This window comes from Collimonas fungivorans Ter331, assembly GCF_000221045.1.
In the GTDB taxonomy this organism is placed as follows: domain Bacteria; phylum Pseudomonadota; class Gammaproteobacteria; order Burkholderiales; family Burkholderiaceae_D; genus Collimonas; species Collimonas fungivorans_A.
The window spans coordinates 151,329-166,369 of record NC_015856.1 but is presented as its reverse complement, the minus strand read 5'-3'; the positions used below and the strand labels follow the sequence as shown (position 1 = coordinate 166,369).

The window sequence follows — 15,041 nt, the reverse complement described above, 5'->3', positions numbered from 1 at the left end:
AAGCGATAGCGCTGCAAAAGTCGGCGACAGGCCGGAATCTACCTGAAAAGCGCCGGCAGATCGCTGAAACCGCCCTGTTTCAGCGGCGATTAGAGCCACTAACCTATTTCGAGGCATCCCGGCCGGTCAACGCGAACCTAACAATGTTGCCAGATCAATCGCATCCGCCATGGCGCGGTAACCACGGTCGCCTGGATGCAGGTGGTCGCCCGAATCGAAGGCGGGCAGGAAGCGCCGCCGATGCTTCGGATCCCTGAGCACGGCGTCGAAATCGATGACCGCGTCGAATTCGCCGCTGCTGCGTATCCAGTGGTTCACCGCCTGGCGGGTCTGCTCCTTGCTCGCGGAATAATAGCCTTTCAGCGCCGTATCCTGCAATGCACCCTCGAACGGCGTCAGGGTAGCGCCGACGATGCGTACATGGTGCAGGCGCGCCCGCGCTATCAGCTGGCGATAGCCGTCGATCAGGCGCTGCGCCGCCAAGGCAGGGTCCTGCGGCGTGAAGCTGCTGCCGGGCCAGCCGATGTCGTTGATGCCCATCAGCAGGATCACGCTATCGAGGCCGGGCTGGTTGAGCACATCGCGCTCGAAGCGGGCGAGGGCGTTGACGCCCATCTTGTCGCTCAGCACCCTGGCGCCCGAAATGCCGGCGTTGATTACCGCGACGTTTTGCTTGACCAGCCGTTGCGCCAGCTGGTCGGGCCAGCGCTGGTTGCGGTCCGGGGTGGAGCCGGCGCCGTCGGTGATCGAATCGCCGAAGGCCGCCACCACCCGCGCCGCGGGCGCGGCTTCGACCAGGATCGCGCTGAGGAACAAACGCGCTTCCAGCGTCTGGCTAGCCTTGATCAGGGGCGCCGCCGCCAGGTTGCCTGGTCCGATGTAGGCAGTCTGCTTGCCATCCCAGTGGAAGGTGGTCAGCGGCGTGGCTTGCGGCAGAAAGATGCTGACCGCGACCTGAGCCAGCGGCGCCAGTTCGAGATCGACCGGATCGCTGAACGCCGACGCGCCAGGCGCAATCGTCACCACATCGCGGCCGCCGAAGGTAAGGACGCGGTCAGTGCCGGCCAAGATGTCCGAGCCGCTGCCGGCCAGCGCAGTCAAAGCAATATGCGCCGCACCCACGGTCAGCGGCGTCGTGCCGTATTCGTTGGACAATACGACCCTGGCGCGCTTGCCGCCCAGGCTGATGCGCGCTATCTGGCGAATGGTCTGGTTCGACAGGCTGGCCGGGATGTTGGTCGACAAGGCGAAGCCGGCTTCCCAGACCGGTTGCGGACTGGCCGTCCAGCTGGCGCTCCAGGCCGGCTGCACAGGATTGCTGTCGGCCGCCCGCGTAATGCCGGCCGGCAGTGCCAGAGCCGACAGGAGGGCGAGGGCCGCGGTAATTTTCAGATGACGCATGAAGAGCTCCTTGGATTTATCGGAATACGATAACGCTAAGATAGGCCCTTCATGTTGCGCATGGTAGAGGCTTGAATTGCATGATGCTCATTCCAATTGGGAATGAGCATCCTCAAATCCGGCCTAGCGCGAGGGACAGATTTGCGGCGCGTTATACGTCGCGTTCATGCCCAGCAAGGTCAGGTAGGTCTGGCCCAGCGCGATGTTGCGGAATGCGTCGTTGTTCAGATAGGCATTCATTGCGCTGGAAGTCTTGAGCTCATCGGCATAGTTATAAGCCGGCTGCTTGTTCTTGTACGCTACATAGTCGCTGCCGGTGATGATGCGGCTGGAATTGCGATTGATGAAATCGACATAACCCTGGCGATACTTGCTGAAGTAATTTTGCTCCAGCACACCCCAGGAAATATCGAGGTACAGATTGGGAAAGCGATCCAGCATGCCCTGCAGCAGCAGGATATGGTTCAAGGGATCCATCGCCACCTGCTGGCTCGACATGCCGAGGTGCAGCCAGATGATTTTGTTATCCGGATATGTCCTCAGCACATGCTCGAGAAGCAGGCGATACTTGGTGGGCTCCCCCGTATCGTTGCCCAGGTCGGAATGCAGGGCCAGCGGGATATTGCGTTCGCGCAGGATTTTCATGAAATCCGCCCATTGGTCGATCTGGGCCGTAGTAACCGGTACATGGCCATTGGGGAACAGCGCTTGCTTGACTACGTTGGCTTCACCCATCAGCTTGAACAGTCCCGGATACTCCTTGTCGTATAGGGCAATCAGGGCAGGAATCTCGGCCGGCCTGGCCAGGTCCGGAAAGGTCATGGAAAACACCAGTTGACGGCCCGGCGACTTGAACTCGGCAAAATTGGCGGCGTTGACGAAATCGTTCTTGATGGTGGGGTTGGCCGGCAGGTCCCGGCAATCCTGGTAGGAATCGCAGCCGGGACGCGCATCCCATGGCAGGCGCTGGCCTATGCCCATTACGCCGCCGAACACCACGCCGTTGTCGGCCATGAGCTTCAGCATGTCGTGGTAGGAAACCGATTCGCCGCCGAACGGGCGGAAGTGGATATGCGTATCGGCCACAGTCAGGTGCGGCTGGGTAGCGCGGTTGAAACAAGCCGGGCTGGGGTTGGTGTAATCCTCCAGCGTCAGGCCGACGGCGGCGCCGCTGAAAGCCATCGCCAGCGTCGCCGGCACGGCGGAACGGAATAAAAGCCTGCAAACATTCATCGCAATCTCCTGGATTAGTGAATCGACAAGGAAGTTGGAAATTTAGCATGCCTGCCTTGCGCTCAAGCCATGGGCTTTTCTTAAAATGCTTGGCAAACCGCCAACGATGACTTTATATCAAACATTTCCTTGTGGAAATAAATAAATCGACGGCTTCTTCCCGATATCGCAAAAGAAGACCGATAATCCGCTATCACCATTCCAGATCAGAATGACATGGACCAAATCAAGGCATGCCGCAGCTTCGTGCGGGCCGTCGAGCTCGGCAGCCTGTCGGCAGTAGCGCGCGAGCAGCACAGCACACAACCGACCGTCAGCAAGACCATCGCCGCGCTGGAAAAGCAGCTCGGAGTGCGTCTGCTGGAGCGCAGCACCACCAGCCTGACCACCACCGAGCAAGGCAAGCGTTTTTATGAGCGCGCCAAACGCGTGCTGGAAGAATTCAGCGAAGCCGTCAGCGACGCCCGCGGCCTGACCGAGAAGCCGACCGGCCTGTTGCGCGTCAATGCGCCGCTCGGCCTGGGCCAGCTGAGGCTGAACGCGCTGGTGCTGGAGTTCCTGGAGCTGCATCCGGAGATCGAGGTGGAGCTGATCCTGAACGACCGCTTCGTCGACCTGGTGGAAGACGGCGTCGACGTGGCGCTGCGGCTGGCCGGTTCGCTGCCGCCGAACATGATTGCGCGCAAGATCGCCAGTGCGCAGCGCTACCTGGTGGCGGCGCCGGCCTACCTGGCGCGCCACCCGGAAATCAGGCGGCCCGAAGACCTGGCCAGCCATCGTTATATCGGCTTTGCGCGGCCGGCCAATGGCGAAGTGAGCCAGCTCAGCGGCCCGGGCGGCACGGTGCAGATTGCTACCCGCAGCGGCTACCTGGTCAACAGTTCGCTGGCGATACGCGAGAGTTTCCTGATGGGCGCCGGCCTCGGCATCTGTCCGTCCTGGCTGGTGCACGACTTGCTCGAATCGGGCCAGCTGCGGCGCGTCCTGCCGGGGTGGAGCGCAGCGGGGCAGGAAGCCTCGCTGCTGTATCCGTCGCGCCGCTACCAGTCGCTGCGCGCCACGATTTTCATGAACTTCATGACGGAGCGGATCCCGCAGCTGCCGGGATTCTCCGCGCCGCACTTCGGACGCTAGGGCAACCTTATTTTTTTGCGGTGGTTGCAGCCGCCTTCTTGGCCTGGTTGAATACCGGCCCCCACAGCGGATGGCCCTTTTCGCCGGCAGTCAGGTCAAAGCCGGGATCGAGCTTCAGGGCCTTGTCGAATTGCTGCCGGCACAGCTTCTTCCTGGAAGTCACGCAATAGCTGAAAGCCATGTATTTCAGGGCTTCGGTCTGGGTCGCGATATCCGCCGACCAGATCTCGGGAGTATTGGTAAAGCGCTTGATGGCGGCGCTGTAACTGCCCTTGTTGTAAAGGGCGATGCCGTCGGTCAAGGCGGCTGGCGGCGCCGGCGGTTCCGGGACGGCGGCGGCAGCCGCCGTTGCTGTCGATCCGCCTGGCGTCGACGCTGCCGTTGCCGGTTTGGTGATGGTGTCGAGAGTGTCGCAAGCGCCAAGCATGACGGCTGCAGCCAGCATCGCAAAGCTGCTGATACGGGTAAAAGAGGGGGTCATGACGCGTTCTTTGCTGAAATGCATTAGTGGGACGAAAAATCGTAGTCGATATTACGCGATTTTTTCGGACTGACGTCAATTTCAAAAACCCGGTCAGGAAAACTCGGATTGAGCAGCTTGATCTGATGTTTGCCTTCCGGCAGGATCAGCTTTTTCAATGGCGGGCTAACGCCCTTCATGCTGCCGTCGACCAGCACGTTGCCCCACGGCTTGATGGTCAGCGAAATTATGCCGGTAGCATTGACCACTTTTGCATCGACCGCTTTTACCTCGGCCTCCTTGAGCACGGCTGGCTTGGCTGCCGCAACGTTCTCCGCGCCTTTGTCTTGCCGCTGCGCCAGCCCGGACCGCGCCGTTCCCGCATGCTGACCGTTCGGATACTTCTCCAGGAAAGCCTCGATCTGCTGCGGCGGCGCGCCGTTCTGCTGTTTCAATGTCTCCCAGGCGATGGTTTCTTCATCGAGGACCTGTTCAGCCGGCGCGGCAGCTTGCTTGGACGCCGTCGGCGATGCAGCGGGAGCGGGCGTGGGAACGGAGGCGGGTGCGGCCACCCGCGCCGCGGCCACCGGCGTCTTAGGCAAGCGGGCCGGCTTGAGCCACAGATAGCCGCCCAGCGCCAGCACGGCGACGGCAGCGCCAATCCACCAGGCAGGAGCCCTCAGCGTTTTGTCCAGCACGCTTGGCGGTGTAACCGGCCGCTTGCGGGCATGTCTATCGTTGGCTATGGTTGGTTCGTCGCCGGGCTTCTTCCGGCTCGGCAGGCGAAATGCGACCGGGGCGGAAGCTTCATTGTCCGGCATCGGCATCGGCACCGACAGCTCCAGGTCCAGCAGCTTGCGGAATTCTTCTATCGATTGCGGCCGGTCGTCCGGCTTGACTGCCAGGCCCTTGTCGATGGCAGCCAGGAACTCCTTGCTGAAGCCGCTGTACTCGCCGTCCTGCAAGGACAGGATCGGGTCCTTGATCATGCGCGCCACGGAGGTCGGCGGCGCGCTCTTGACGATGGCGAAATAGATCACTGCCGACAGCGAATAGATATCGGTCCATGGCCCCTGCTTCATCATGGCGTCGTCGGCATACTGCTCGACCGGCGCATATCCCGGCTTCAGGATCACCGTCAGCGAATGGGTCATGTCGCCGATGATCTGGCGCGCCGCGCCGAAATCCAGCAGCACGGCTTCGCCGCTTTTCTGGATCATGATATTGTCGGGCGAGATGTCGCGATGCAGTATCTGCACCCGGTACATGGCGTCGAGCGCTTCCAGCATCGGCTTGAGCATGCTTTTCAGCCAGGCTTCGGTCACCTGCGCCGGCGAATTCTGCACCACGCTTTTGAGGGTACGGCCTTCGTAGTAGCGCATCGCCATGTAGGCAGTGTTGTTCTGTTCCCAGAAACGGTAGACCTTGATCAGCGCCGGATGGTCGAATTGCGCCAGCAGGCGCGCTTCCTTGATGAAACTCTTGAGGCCGATGGTGAAGGTTTCGCGGTGACGCTGCGAACGCACCACGACTTTTTTATCCGGCCCCCGCCCGGCAAGCGTGCCCGGCATGTATTCCTTGATCGCCACCATGCGCCGCAGCGAGCGGTCGAAGGCAAAGTAGACTATGCCAAAGCCGCCTTCGCCGATCACGCCGATGATTTCGAAATCGGCCAGCCGGGTGCCTTTGGGCAGGCAGTTTTCGACAGCCGTCGTTTCTTGCGGATCAAGCGGCTTGGCGTTTTGCATATTCTCTGGATTCGGCGTTTTAATATTATTCTGGACGGCTATCAGCACTAACGGCTCGCTGAAGATCGAGGCTCAGCAACACGAATTGTAAACGCAGTACAGTTATCCAGTGGAATATTGGAAGCGCTGCCGTTCTTTTTCACGACAGCATGCATCAGGTCCAGCCACTCCTGGGCAGAACTTGCCTGACTCGTGACCTGGCTTGCGGCCTGCTCCATCTCCGCCTCGCTGATCCATTCCCAGAAACCGTCGGAGCAGATCAGGAAGGCGTCGCCGTCCTGTATCTGGACCGCGTTCTGGGTCACCTCGGCGGGCGCGCTGCCCTCGACGCCGACGGCGGCGCTCAGGATGCTGCGGCGCGGATGCCTGCGCAACTGCTCGGGGGAACAATGGCCGGCATCGACGAACTGCTGGATCAGGCTGTGGTCCTTGGTCGCGCTCAGCAGCTTGTGGCGGCGGAACAGATAGACGCGGGTATCGCCCATGTGGCCCCACAGCGCGCAACGGTTGGTTTGATCGATCAGCAGCACCGCCACCGTCGAGCTCATGTCTTTCAGGCGCGGGATCTGCGCCTGGCGCCGGTTCAGCTGCGCCACCGCGTGCTCGATATAGGACTGCAGCGCGCGCGGACCGAAAGAAGCTTCTTCGACAAACATTTCCATGATCGAATGGACCACGATATTCGAGGCGATCTCGCCGCCGTACTGGCCGCCGACGCCGTCAGCGACAATCACGCAAGCCAGGTCTTCCTGCAGCACGCTGCCCCAGGAATCCTGGTTGACCTGGCGGCCGCCGGCGTGGCTCAACTGCGCCAGGCTCAAGGCAACCGGCACCGCCATGTCGGCCAGCAGCGATTGCTCAGGCATGCTGCGTCTCTCTTCTCTGCTTTTCCACTTTTCTTTCGTAAGCCTGCAAAAATGCCTTGCCGAACAAGGTCTGGAAATCGTCCTGCGAGGATTCCGCGATAATCCGCTGGTAACGCTCGGCATAGGCATCCCATAACTTTGCCTTGCGCTTGGACGGCATCAGCGCATCGAGCGCGCCGCCTTTTTTCGAACGCCGCTCCATGACTTCAGGATTGAAACGCTGCAGCATCTCGTTCATGGTGGCGCGCATGCCCGAAACCACGCCCACCTGGTGCGCCTGCAAATCCTGGTAAGCGTCCTGCATGGCTTCGGTGGCGCCCATGAAACCCGGCATTTTCTTGCGCAGCATCTGGATCAGCACGGTCTGGCTGTCGGAAAAGAATTTCAGCGGATTATTATTCCTGACCACTACCTTGGTCACATCCGCATGTGCTTCGCGTTTTACCAGCGCACGCGAGGCGTTCAGGTCTATCGTGCCCTGCACCGCCGTCGCCAGCAGCTTGCCGACGATTTCCATCATTTCCGGCGTCAGTTCCGACGCCAGGGACCCTGCCGGCAAACCGGCGCCTTTCATGAACGCCTGCACCAGCGCTTCGCCCGATGCGGACGGCTCGGCCGGGCTATCTTCGCCGGGACCGGCCGGCGCCGGATTCGCAGCCGCCCGCGGGATCGTGTTCAGCGGACGCACCGGCGAGGTCGGCAAGGCTGCGTTGGCAGTTGCCGCCAGCTCCAGGTTCAATTGCGCGAGCGCCGCCAGGCGGGTCTCGGATACGCTCAGCAAAGGCTTGCCGCCGCTTACCCGTTTCACCGGATTGGCCGATGGCTGGCCGGACTGGTTGGTCATGTCAGGGTTATCTTTCATTAAGTTGAGCTGCGCCTCCGCGCGCAATAAGTACAGTCCGATCTGGATTTCGTCGCCTATCTGTAAATCGTATTCTTCCTCGGCATCGATCTCATGTCCGTTCAGCAGTATCGGATTGGCGCGGCTGAGATTGGTGATGGATTGACGGATGCCGTCGCTTTTGATCTCGGCCTGGATGCGCGAGACGAAATTCCTGGGATCGGCCAGCACGAAATAATTCTCTTCGCTGCGGCCCAGGGTTTTCGGCTCACGGCCGAACACGGCCGACAAGGGCGCTTCGGGCGCCACATTATTGTAAGAAATGACACTAATTTTAATCATTGATTCGTTCCATGCCGGGCTTTGCGGACACAGTACAAACATGCGCAGCGTTTGCGCAAATCGACCGGCCCATCGTTACTTGCCTGATCGCAAGTTTCATGCCCAAGAAATGCTGCCTCGAATTTGTAAAAAAGATGGGAAAACCCAGCTTTTATGTGGCTTTCCGCAGGAAAACCTGCCCTCTCTTGTCAACCTTGGTGACACTTTCTGTCAGCTGAGAACAAGGAGCTTTAACCTGGTATTAACCTGGAAAAATGAGGTAAGTTCGTTTATAAGTGAAAATGAAAAGAGCAGAATCTCGTAAGACGAGCAAAGGAGATTGGGTTATGAAAGACAGAATGCATGACGACGCCATGGCCGAGGTATACCGCGACGACCCCGCTTACGCCATCCAGATGCTCAACAGCATCCTTGCCGACGGCGACCAGAGCGACCTGCTGATCGCGCTGCGGCAAATGACCAAGGCTTTTGGCGGCATGCAAACCGTGGCGGAAACGGCGCAGCTGAATCCGACCCAGCTGTATCGTATCCTGTCGCCGGCCGGAAATCCTGCATTGAGCAGCCTTGCCGCCATCCTGAAAGCGGTGGGACTGCGCCTTGCCGTGCAAGCCGTGGCCGCGCCGCCCGCACACACTTAGCGTATGCGGGCAGCGCAACTCCCTTACGGCTTGGGATCGCGCAACATGGCCTTGATGCCGCGGACCGCCTGCCGGATCCGGGCTTCGTTTTCGATCAGCGCAAAGCGCACATACTCGTCGCCGTATTCTCCGAAACCGATGCCCGGCGAGACACATACCTTGGCTTTTTCCAGCAGCTGCTTGGCAAATTCCAGCGATCCCAGATGGCGGTAGGCTTCCGGTATGTGCGCCCAGATGTACATCGATGCTTTCGGGATATCCACCATCCAGCCAGCCTCATGCAAACCCTTGGCCAGCACGTCGCGCCGGCTCTGGTATTTTGCGCAGATATCCTTGACGCACTGCTGGTCGCCTTCCAGCGCCGCGATCGCCGCTACCTGCACCGGCGTGAAACTGCCGTAGTCGTGGTAGCTCTTGATGCGCGCCAGCGCCGCCACCAGTTCCTTGTTGCCGACCATGAAGCCGATGCGCCAGCCGGCCATGTTGTAGCTTTTCGACAGCGTGAAAAACTCCACCGCGACATCGCGCGCGCCCGGCACCTGCATGATGGAAGGCGCCTGCCAGCCGTCGAAGACGATGTCGGCATACGCCAGGTCGTGCACTACCAGGATGTTGTGTTCCTTGGCCAGCTTGACCACGCGCTCGAAAAATTCCAGCTCTACGCATTGGGCCGTCGGATTGGAGGGAAAACCCAGCACCATCATTTTCGGCTTAGGATAACTTTCCCGTATCGCCCGCTCCAGCTCGGCGAAAAAATCCACGCCCGGGCTCATGCGCACCGAACGGATGTCGGCGCCGGCAATCACCGCGCCGTAGATGTGGATCGGATAACTCGGATTCGGCACCAGCACCGTATCGCCGCGATCCAGCGTCGCCAGCATCAGGTGCGCCAGCCCTTCCTTGGAACCGATGGTGACGATCGCTTCGGTATCCGGATTGAATTCGACGTCGTAGCGCTTCTTGTACCAATGGCTGATCGCCCGCCGCAGACGGGGAATGCCCTTGGACGCAGAATAGCCGTGGGTGTCGGGCCGTTGCGAAACCTCGACCAGCTTGTCGACGATGTGCGGCGGCGTGGCGCCGTCGGGATTGCCCATCGACATGTCGACAATATCCTCGCCGCGCCGGCGCGCCGCCATTTTCAGCTCGGCGGTGATGTTGAAAACGTAGGGAGGAAGACGATCGATGCGCGAAAACCTGCGCGGAGTTGGGGATTCAGACATGTTTTCTTTCACGTTAGCGCCCGGAACCGTCCGAGCGACGTTGGAACGGATTTTCCATTTGCATGGAATGTCCCAGCGACGATTCTATTGAACATCCGGTTATTGCGCAACGAAGAAAATTTGCCGGGCCACGAGAAAGTGCGCAGCTTAGGTTTTAGGCAGCAACAAACCAAGGTCGTCGAATGCGACCACACTTACTCCGTGGTCCGTTAAATGGGGTCAGAGTAATTTTCGCAAAGGACGCGAAAAAAAAACTCCGACCCCATTTAACTGCTTTTGACTTTGATATTGCAGTTCTCTTTCAAGAACTTCAGCGCGCGCGTGTATTTGAGATCGTCATCGTCGACCAGGTATTGCTCCGCATCCGGCAGGAATTCATTCTCCCACAAAGACAGCAGATTGTCCTTGATCTCGAACGGCGCCGAACTCCGGATAAACGCCGAGACCGCCGCGCTGTCGAAGCCGTGCTCGCGCACCCGCCGGATCATGGCCCTGGCCTCTGTCTCCGACACCGTCGTCTTCGGCTTCACACCCGACGCGATGCACATGAAGATGGTCAGCCGTGAATATGGATCTTCCTTACCCTTGGTAACCTTGTGCCATTCCTTGGAGACCAGGGCATCGAACCCGTCCACGTCTTCCAGGCCGCCCTCACGCACAAAATAACGCAACTCGACAAGATTGAGCAGGGAGTCGAGCGCCACCGCGGCATTGGCCAGCGCATCCTGCTTCTCGATATCGCGCCGGACCTTGTCCGCAACATCGCGATATTCCAGCGGCACGTCGTCCAGCAGTTTTTTGGAAATCTTCAATTTCGCGCCGGCGGCGCTGTTGCCGCGCACCGCGGCGATCAACCTGGCAAAACCCAGCCGGTCGGGAAATTCTTGGCCGCCGCCAAGACGCATCAGCAACGCCGTGCGAATGACCGTTTCGGCGCCCGCGAATTCAAGCTCCGAACGCGCCAGGCCCAGATCGCCGGCGAACCACAGCGCCGCGGCAATCACCGCCGCGCACTCCTCGCGCGCCTTGCGCTCTTTACGATAAGCATTGAGGGAAAACGGCTTGGCCAGCGTGCGCTCGTCCTGGAATTCCTTGAGCCCCTGGCCCTTGGTATCGCCGAAAACGGTAGAGTCGGGCAAGCCATGCAAGGCCTTGAGCATCTCGTTGCCGCCGCGCGAATGCGACAGGAAAGTATTGTCGCGCAGGGATTCCGCCGCTTTTTGCAGGTCGCCGCTGAACGTATGTTCCAGGTAGAGGCTGATCAGGTTGACGATGCGCTGGCGCGCATTCTCAAGATCGGTGTGCAGGTGGCTGGTGCCGAAGAAGGCGGCGACCTGCACCGTGCCCTTGGCGGCATCGGCGATCATCGCGCGGCATTTTTCCTGGTCCAGGATGCGGCTCTTGAGGCCGAAAGCAAGCGCCTTTTCAAAGAAAGGACGCTTGTCGACGAGGTCGATATTCCGGTGTTTGTCGGACATGGGATACGTAGGTTTCAGCAACGGTAAAACAGCGAAAGCTTAGAGCGCGGACTCTTCACCTGGATCGACAACAGCGGTGGGCCGCGCTGCTGCTGCCGGGCGCTCCTCCGATTCGAGTTTTTTCTGCTCCTGCAATTCTTGCTCCTGCCTTTCCAGCTCCATTTCGCGCCGCAGGCGTTCTTTCATGCGTTTTTTCAGCACCGGCCAGATCTGCTCGAACATGTCGGGGTGCTCATGCTTGAGCAGCCAGGTCAGTTCTTTCCAGTCGCGGTCGCTGACTTCCGACTTGTCGACTTCGTCGCCCTCTTCGGTGCGGTTGACGTTGAACGTGTCATAGGTAACGAAATGCACCACCTCTTCATCCCGGTCCGACAGGTAATCGATCAGCGCTTCGCAGCCGCCGTCGACATCGCCGATCGCTTCCAGGAATTCGCCGGTCTGGCTGTCGTCGCGGAACAGCACCGCATTCACCATGCCGCGCAGGCGCACATGGCTATGGTCGCCATACAGCCGTTCCATGACCACGGCGCGCGCAAACTGTTCCGGCGTCACCAGCAGGTTGACCACCGATTCTTTCGAGGTGTCGTATTCGCGGATCACCGCCAGCAGGTCCTTCGGCGGCAGCGTGTCGAGCGCCGCCACCAGTGCGTAATCGCCCTCGGTCTCAGCCAGGCTGACCAGGGCGAATTCGGCGCCGGCGATATCGCCGTTGCGGATCAGGTTTGCTGCTTTCACTACTAGCGCGTTTGTCATGGTGTCACTCTGTCCAAGATATCTGAATTGCTTAGCCCAGGCGCTCGAAGCCTTGCTCCGCCAGCCAGTCGGCGCCTTCGATTTCCAGGTCGCGGCCGTCTTCTTCGTCGTCGCTCTCGACCTCATCGACTGCATCATCCGAGTCAGACTGGCTATAAGTGCCCTGGTAGCTGCCGTTGCTTTTCTCGTGCAGGTACTCGAGGCAAACCGTGGTGATCAGGAAACGCTCGCCGCCCGGCTCTTGCAAGGCAATCTCGGCCAGCTTCTGCGCCCACGATTCGAACTGTACGGTGTCGGCGACTTCGGTCCACGATGGAAAGTCGTCCGGTTCTTCGCCCAGCAGCATGGTCAGCGCCTGCGGATTGGTAAAATCGACGCCGCCATGGAAAGCCACCGCCACCATTTCCGGATCGGTTTCTATCATCGGCATCATCAAGGCAAACTGCGCGCGCTTGCTTTTCAGGCGCGACGCCAGGATATCGTTGCCTTCGGAATCGCTTTGCAAATCCTCCAGCTCAGCCTGGTAAGCCTTGGTCAAATCTTCGAAAAAAGCGGAAAGCATCATTGCAGAACCTTGTTCATGTAGGTAGTCCAGATTTGCTGGGCGGTCTCAAGCGGGTTTTCCAGCAAGCTGCGGCGCCGGTTTTCGTCGTATTCCTGGCGTTTCACCGCATCCGACAGCAAGTCGTAGGCCTCCTGGATATCACGGAACCGCGCGGGCGCGTCGGGCGCGGTATTGCGATCGGGATGAAACTCCGAGGCTTTCCTGCGATAGGCGTTTTTCAGGGCGCCGGCGGTTGCATCGCTGTCTGTGCCGAGAACGGCGTAATAATCCTTCATGCGTCCTCACACGTTGGCGTAGCCGGTCACGGGCGACCGTCGTCTTGTTGCTGATGGAATGCTTGCGGGGCAAGTGTTTGTTGCCGAAAAGACACAAACACTTTGGAAGAGTCTGCGGAGGATACACGAGCGGACGCCAGAAGTCGATGCCGCGCGTGGCCTGCACGCCACGATTTGCAGGACGCGCGCGACATATTCCGGCTCTTTTGCAATTACTTCCGCCCGCCGCGCGGATTCGCTGCTTTTTTGGCAACATCCGCGACAGTTTCCTGTGAATTGCCATTCTGGCCGGCAGCTGCGGTTTCCCCGCCCGATGCTTCACTTACGCTGGCTTGCAGCCATTGCGTCAACGCCGGCTTGATGCCGTTCGCGATGCCGACGCCTTCTATCGCGTTGGATTTCGCCGCTGCCTCCAGGCCGCTGACGCATTGCCCCAGCGCCATCATGATGTCGTTGCCATCGCGCGTCAGCGCCAGATTCTGCAAATACTGCGCGCTCACCTCTGTCACGGCGCGGATATTTTGCACATGGGATTCAACCAGGCGGCTGATCAGGTTGATCTGGATGTCGGCCAAACCTTGCAAGGCGACAGCGCTGGCGCCGAAATCAAGCTGGTCGCGCCGGTGCCGCCAGGCAGCGTTGACCGCTGCATTTTTGTCGGCTGAGAAACCGGCGGCCTGTTCCATATGGTTTCTTACCAGGGTCTTCCAGCTATCCGCGGTGACTGCCGCAGGGCCGGTATTTGCCTGGTTCATGGCCGGCACCGCCTGAGCCAGGCTTTTAAAAAAAACGCCCATGGCATCCTGGTTGGCTTTTCCCCATTGCGCGATGAAATCGGATTGCATGTCTAAGCTCCTTGAGAATTGGATTGCTGGATGATCTTCGGTTGGATATTCGGTTAAGGGCGTTTTTCACCCAGCTGCCGCACCATCTGCATCACTGCAGCCATCTGCGGCGCCTGGCGTGTATAAAAATTCGGCTTGGCGGATTCGGGGCTGGTGTAGCCCCAGAAATCCCAGCATCCTTTGGGATTGACAAAGGATTTATCCACTTGCGGATAAAGCACGATGATTTTATTGGTGTCGGCCAGTTCGTTATAGCCTGTGGTGCGGACATAACGATCACCGATAGCCAGCGCATCCTGGCCACAGCCGTGGAAAACCACATGCACTTTGCAAGCCTCGGCGGCACAGCTGGCTGGTACATACAGATAGGCGATGTCGCTCAGCCAGGCTTGTTTGTCGGGATCGAATGCACGCTGGTTGAACTGCAACAACTTGCCTTTCAGCCGCGCGGCAGGGGCTTTCATCTTGCCGTAGATCCAACGCAGGATCTGGTGCGACTGCTCAAAATTGCAATCGTTGATATAGGGTGCGGCGCTCCTGCCGCAGGCAACGTCGCCAGCGTTGCTGGTGATGATGGCATGACCGGCCGCGATGTCGTGAATGTATTGGATATTTTCCTTCGGGACCTTGGCCAGCTCGTAAAACCTGGCGGTTTCATCCACGACTTTCGGCAGCACGGTGGCGTCCTTGGTGCCGCTGAAAACATAAACGCGATGGTGCTGCAGATGCTGCGGATCGTCGATCACCCCTTGCTGCGCGAATTTCTGCGCGGCCAGCCACGAATTTTCCGCACTGGGCGCACTGCCGAGCGGCTGCATGCACAGCGTCTGGGCAGCGATGAACGGTATCACGCCGGTGGTCTGGCCCGCACAGTAGAACGGCCCGCCGGCAATGATGCCGGCGCCTACCAACTCCTTGGAAAAGGCGACATCAAACTGCGCCGCCATGAATGCGCCGGAAGACAGGCCGGAGACAGAAGTCTGGCGGAGATCGGCGCCGTAGGCGCCCAGTTCCGCAATCGGCGCTGCTCTTGCGGATAGGGAAAACGCGGAAAATAAAACCGAGAAGACGATTACACAATGCCGGAAAAAGATTTTCATGAGTCAGGCCCCTGGTGAGCATAAAGCATGCGCGGTGTGCGGACGCTAGCAGAGATGTGTCTGCTTTCATCATTCTACGGTTGAGGTTTTTGCCGGAACCTAACGAAACCTGTCACGCGCTCCAGTGAGCCAAGTGCAC

Annotated in this window: 15 protein-coding genes; 2 read left to right on the top strand and 13 right to left on the bottom strand. The window is 59.6% G+C overall.

The annotated features are described in order from the left end of the window. Positions 1 to 126: 126 nt before the first annotated feature. Positions 127 to 1,401: an SGNH/GDSL hydrolase family protein gene (locus CFU_RS00680; protein ID WP_014004126.1), complete on the bottom strand. Its 1,275-nt coding sequence runs from the start codon at positions 1,399 to 1,401 to the stop codon at positions 127 to 129. Positions 1,402 to 1,524: 123 nt separating this feature from the next. Next, complete coding sequence (locus CFU_RS00675) at positions 1,525 to 2,634, bottom strand: amidohydrolase family protein (protein ID WP_014004125.1); 1,110 nt, start codon at positions 2,632 to 2,634, stop codon at positions 1,525 to 1,527. A 216-nt stretch (positions 2,635 to 2,850) separates the two neighbouring features. Between CFU_RS00675 and CFU_RS00670 the strand changes: the two genes are divergently transcribed. Next, complete coding sequence (locus tag CFU_RS00670) at positions 2,851 to 3,768, top strand: LysR family transcriptional regulator (RefSeq protein ID WP_014004124.1); 918 nt, start codon at positions 2,851 to 2,853, stop codon at positions 3,766 to 3,768. 7 nt (positions 3,769 to 3,775) lie between these two features. On the opposite strand, the gene CFU_RS23150 is transcribed toward CFU_RS00670, so the two are convergent. Genes CFU_RS23150 through tagH form a run of 4 tightly spaced genes read right to left on the bottom strand, consistent with a single transcriptional unit; the run spans position 3,776 to position 8,025 of the window. Further along, positions 3,776 to 4,249, bottom strand: coding sequence for a TssQ family T6SS-associated lipoprotein (locus CFU_RS23150; protein ID WP_148264723.1), 474 nt, complete (start codon positions 4,247 to 4,249; stop codon positions 3,776 to 3,778). 23 nt (positions 4,250 to 4,272) lie between these two features. Next, a complete protein-coding gene (locus tag CFU_RS00660; RefSeq protein ID WP_148264722.1) occupies positions 4,273 to 5,976 on the bottom strand; it encodes a serine/threonine protein kinase in 1,704 nt (567 codons plus the stop codon). 47 nt (positions 5,977 to 6,023) lie between these two features. After that, positions 6,024 to 6,842, bottom strand: coding sequence for a PP2C family protein-serine/threonine phosphatase (locus CFU_RS00655; RefSeq protein ID WP_014004121.1), 819 nt, complete (start codon positions 6,840 to 6,842; stop codon positions 6,024 to 6,026). Further along, positions 6,835 to 8,025 carry a type VI secretion system-associated FHA domain protein TagH gene (gene tagH / locus CFU_RS23580; RefSeq protein ID WP_190275206.1) on the bottom strand — a complete coding sequence of 397 codons (1,191 nt, stop codon included), beginning with the start codon at positions 8,023 to 8,025 and terminating at the stop codon, positions 6,835 to 6,837. Before tagH ends, CFU_RS00655 begins: the two co-directional genes overlap by 8 nt. A gap of 326 nt (positions 8,026 to 8,351) precedes the next feature. Here tagH and CFU_RS00645 point away from each other — a divergent pair, with 326 nt between their 5' ends. Continuing rightward, positions 8,352 to 8,663: a DNA-binding protein gene (locus CFU_RS00645; protein WP_041741018.1), complete on the top strand. Its 312-nt coding sequence runs from the start codon at positions 8,352 to 8,354 to the stop codon at positions 8,661 to 8,663. A gap of 23 nt (positions 8,664 to 8,686) precedes the next feature. Here the strand turns inward: CFU_RS00645 and alaC are convergent, their stop codons facing one another. From alaC to CFU_RS00610, 7 genes are all read right to left on the bottom strand, one after another. Continuing rightward, entirely contained in the window at positions 8,687 to 9,886 is a 1,200-nt protein-coding gene (gene alaC / locus CFU_RS00640; protein ID WP_041742863.1) for an alanine transaminase, read from the bottom strand. Between the two features lie 266 nt (positions 9,887 to 10,152). Beyond that, a complete protein-coding gene (locus CFU_RS00635) occupies positions 10,153 to 11,364 on the bottom strand; it encodes a hypothetical protein (RefSeq protein WP_148264721.1) in 1,212 nt (403 codons plus the stop codon). 39 nt (positions 11,365 to 11,403) lie between these two features. Then, on the bottom strand, positions 11,404 to 12,117 hold the full coding sequence (locus CFU_RS00630; protein ID WP_014004115.1) for a hypothetical protein: 714 nt from the start codon (positions 12,115 to 12,117) through the stop codon (positions 11,404 to 11,406). Between the two features lie 31 nt (positions 12,118 to 12,148). Beyond that, a complete protein-coding gene (locus CFU_RS00625; protein WP_014004114.1) occupies positions 12,149 to 12,682 on the bottom strand; it encodes a hypothetical protein in 534 nt (177 codons plus the stop codon). Further along, positions 12,679 to 12,957, bottom strand: coding sequence for a DnaJ domain-containing protein (locus tag CFU_RS00620; RefSeq protein WP_014004113.1), 279 nt, complete (start codon positions 12,955 to 12,957; stop codon positions 12,679 to 12,681). Before CFU_RS00620 ends, CFU_RS00625 begins: the two co-directional genes overlap by 4 nt. A 212-nt stretch (positions 12,958 to 13,169) precedes the next feature. Beyond that, positions 13,170 to 13,802 carry a hypothetical protein gene (locus CFU_RS00615; RefSeq protein ID WP_014004112.1) on the bottom strand — a complete coding sequence of 211 codons (633 nt, stop codon included), beginning with the start codon at positions 13,800 to 13,802 and terminating at the stop codon, positions 13,170 to 13,172. A 53-nt stretch (positions 13,803 to 13,855) separates the two neighbouring features. Next, entirely contained in the window at positions 13,856 to 14,902 is a 1,047-nt protein-coding gene (locus CFU_RS00610) for an extracellular catalytic domain type 2 short-chain-length polyhydroxyalkanoate depolymerase (RefSeq protein WP_014004111.1), read from the bottom strand. Between the last annotated feature and the right edge of the window lie 139 nt (positions 14,903 to 15,041).

Bases quoted from the DNA above. Each gene is read 5' to 3' on its own strand.
- CFU_RS00615 (WP_014004112.1), bottom strand. From the start codon at position 13,802: ATGCAATCCGATTTCATCGCGCAATGGGGAAAAGCCAACCAGGATGCC.
- tagH (WP_190275206.1), bottom strand. From the start codon at position 8,025: ATGATTAAAATTAGTGTCATTTCTTACAATAATGTGGCGCCCGAAGCG.
- CFU_RS00675 (WP_014004125.1), bottom strand. From the start codon at position 2,634: ATGAATGTTTGCAGGCTTTTATTCCGTTCCGCCGTGCCGGCGACGCTG.
- CFU_RS00610 (WP_014004111.1), bottom strand. From the start codon at position 14,902: ATGAAAATCTTTTTCCGGCATTGTGTAATCGTCTTCTCGGTTTTATTT.
- CFU_RS00655 (WP_014004121.1), bottom strand. From the start codon at position 6,842: ATGCCTGAGCAATCGCTGCTGGCCGACATGGCGGTGCCGGTTGCCTTG.
- CFU_RS00630 (WP_014004115.1), bottom strand. From the start codon at position 12,117: ATGACAAACGCGCTAGTAGTGAAAGCAGCAAACCTGATCCGCAACGGC.
- CFU_RS00625 (WP_014004114.1), bottom strand. From the start codon at position 12,682: ATGATGCTTTCCGCTTTTTTCGAAGATTTGACCAAGGCTTACCAGGCT.
- CFU_RS00670 (WP_014004124.1), top strand. From the start codon at position 2,851: ATGGACCAAATCAAGGCATGCCGCAGCTTCGTGCGGGCCGTCGAGCTC.
- CFU_RS00635 (WP_148264721.1), bottom strand. From the start codon at position 11,364: ATGTCCGACAAACACCGGAATATCGACCTCGTCGACAAGCGTCCTTTC.
- alaC (WP_041742863.1), bottom strand. From the start codon at position 9,886: ATGTCTGAATCCCCAACTCCGCGCAGGTTTTCGCGCATCGATCGTCTT.
- CFU_RS00645 (WP_041741018.1), top strand. From the start codon at position 8,352: ATGAAAGACAGAATGCATGACGACGCCATGGCCGAGGTATACCGCGAC.
- CFU_RS00660 (WP_148264722.1), bottom strand. From the start codon at position 5,976: ATGCAAAACGCCAAGCCGCTTGATCCGCAAGAAACGACGGCTGTCGAA.
- CFU_RS23150 (WP_148264723.1), bottom strand. From the start codon at position 4,249: ATGACCCCCTCTTTTACCCGTATCAGCAGCTTTGCGATGCTGGCTGCA.
- CFU_RS00620 (WP_014004113.1), bottom strand. From the start codon at position 12,957: ATGAAGGATTATTACGCCGTTCTCGGCACAGACAGCGATGCAACCGCC.
- CFU_RS00680 (WP_014004126.1), bottom strand. From the start codon at position 1,401: ATGCGTCATCTGAAAATTACCGCGGCCCTCGCCCTCCTGTCGGCTCTG.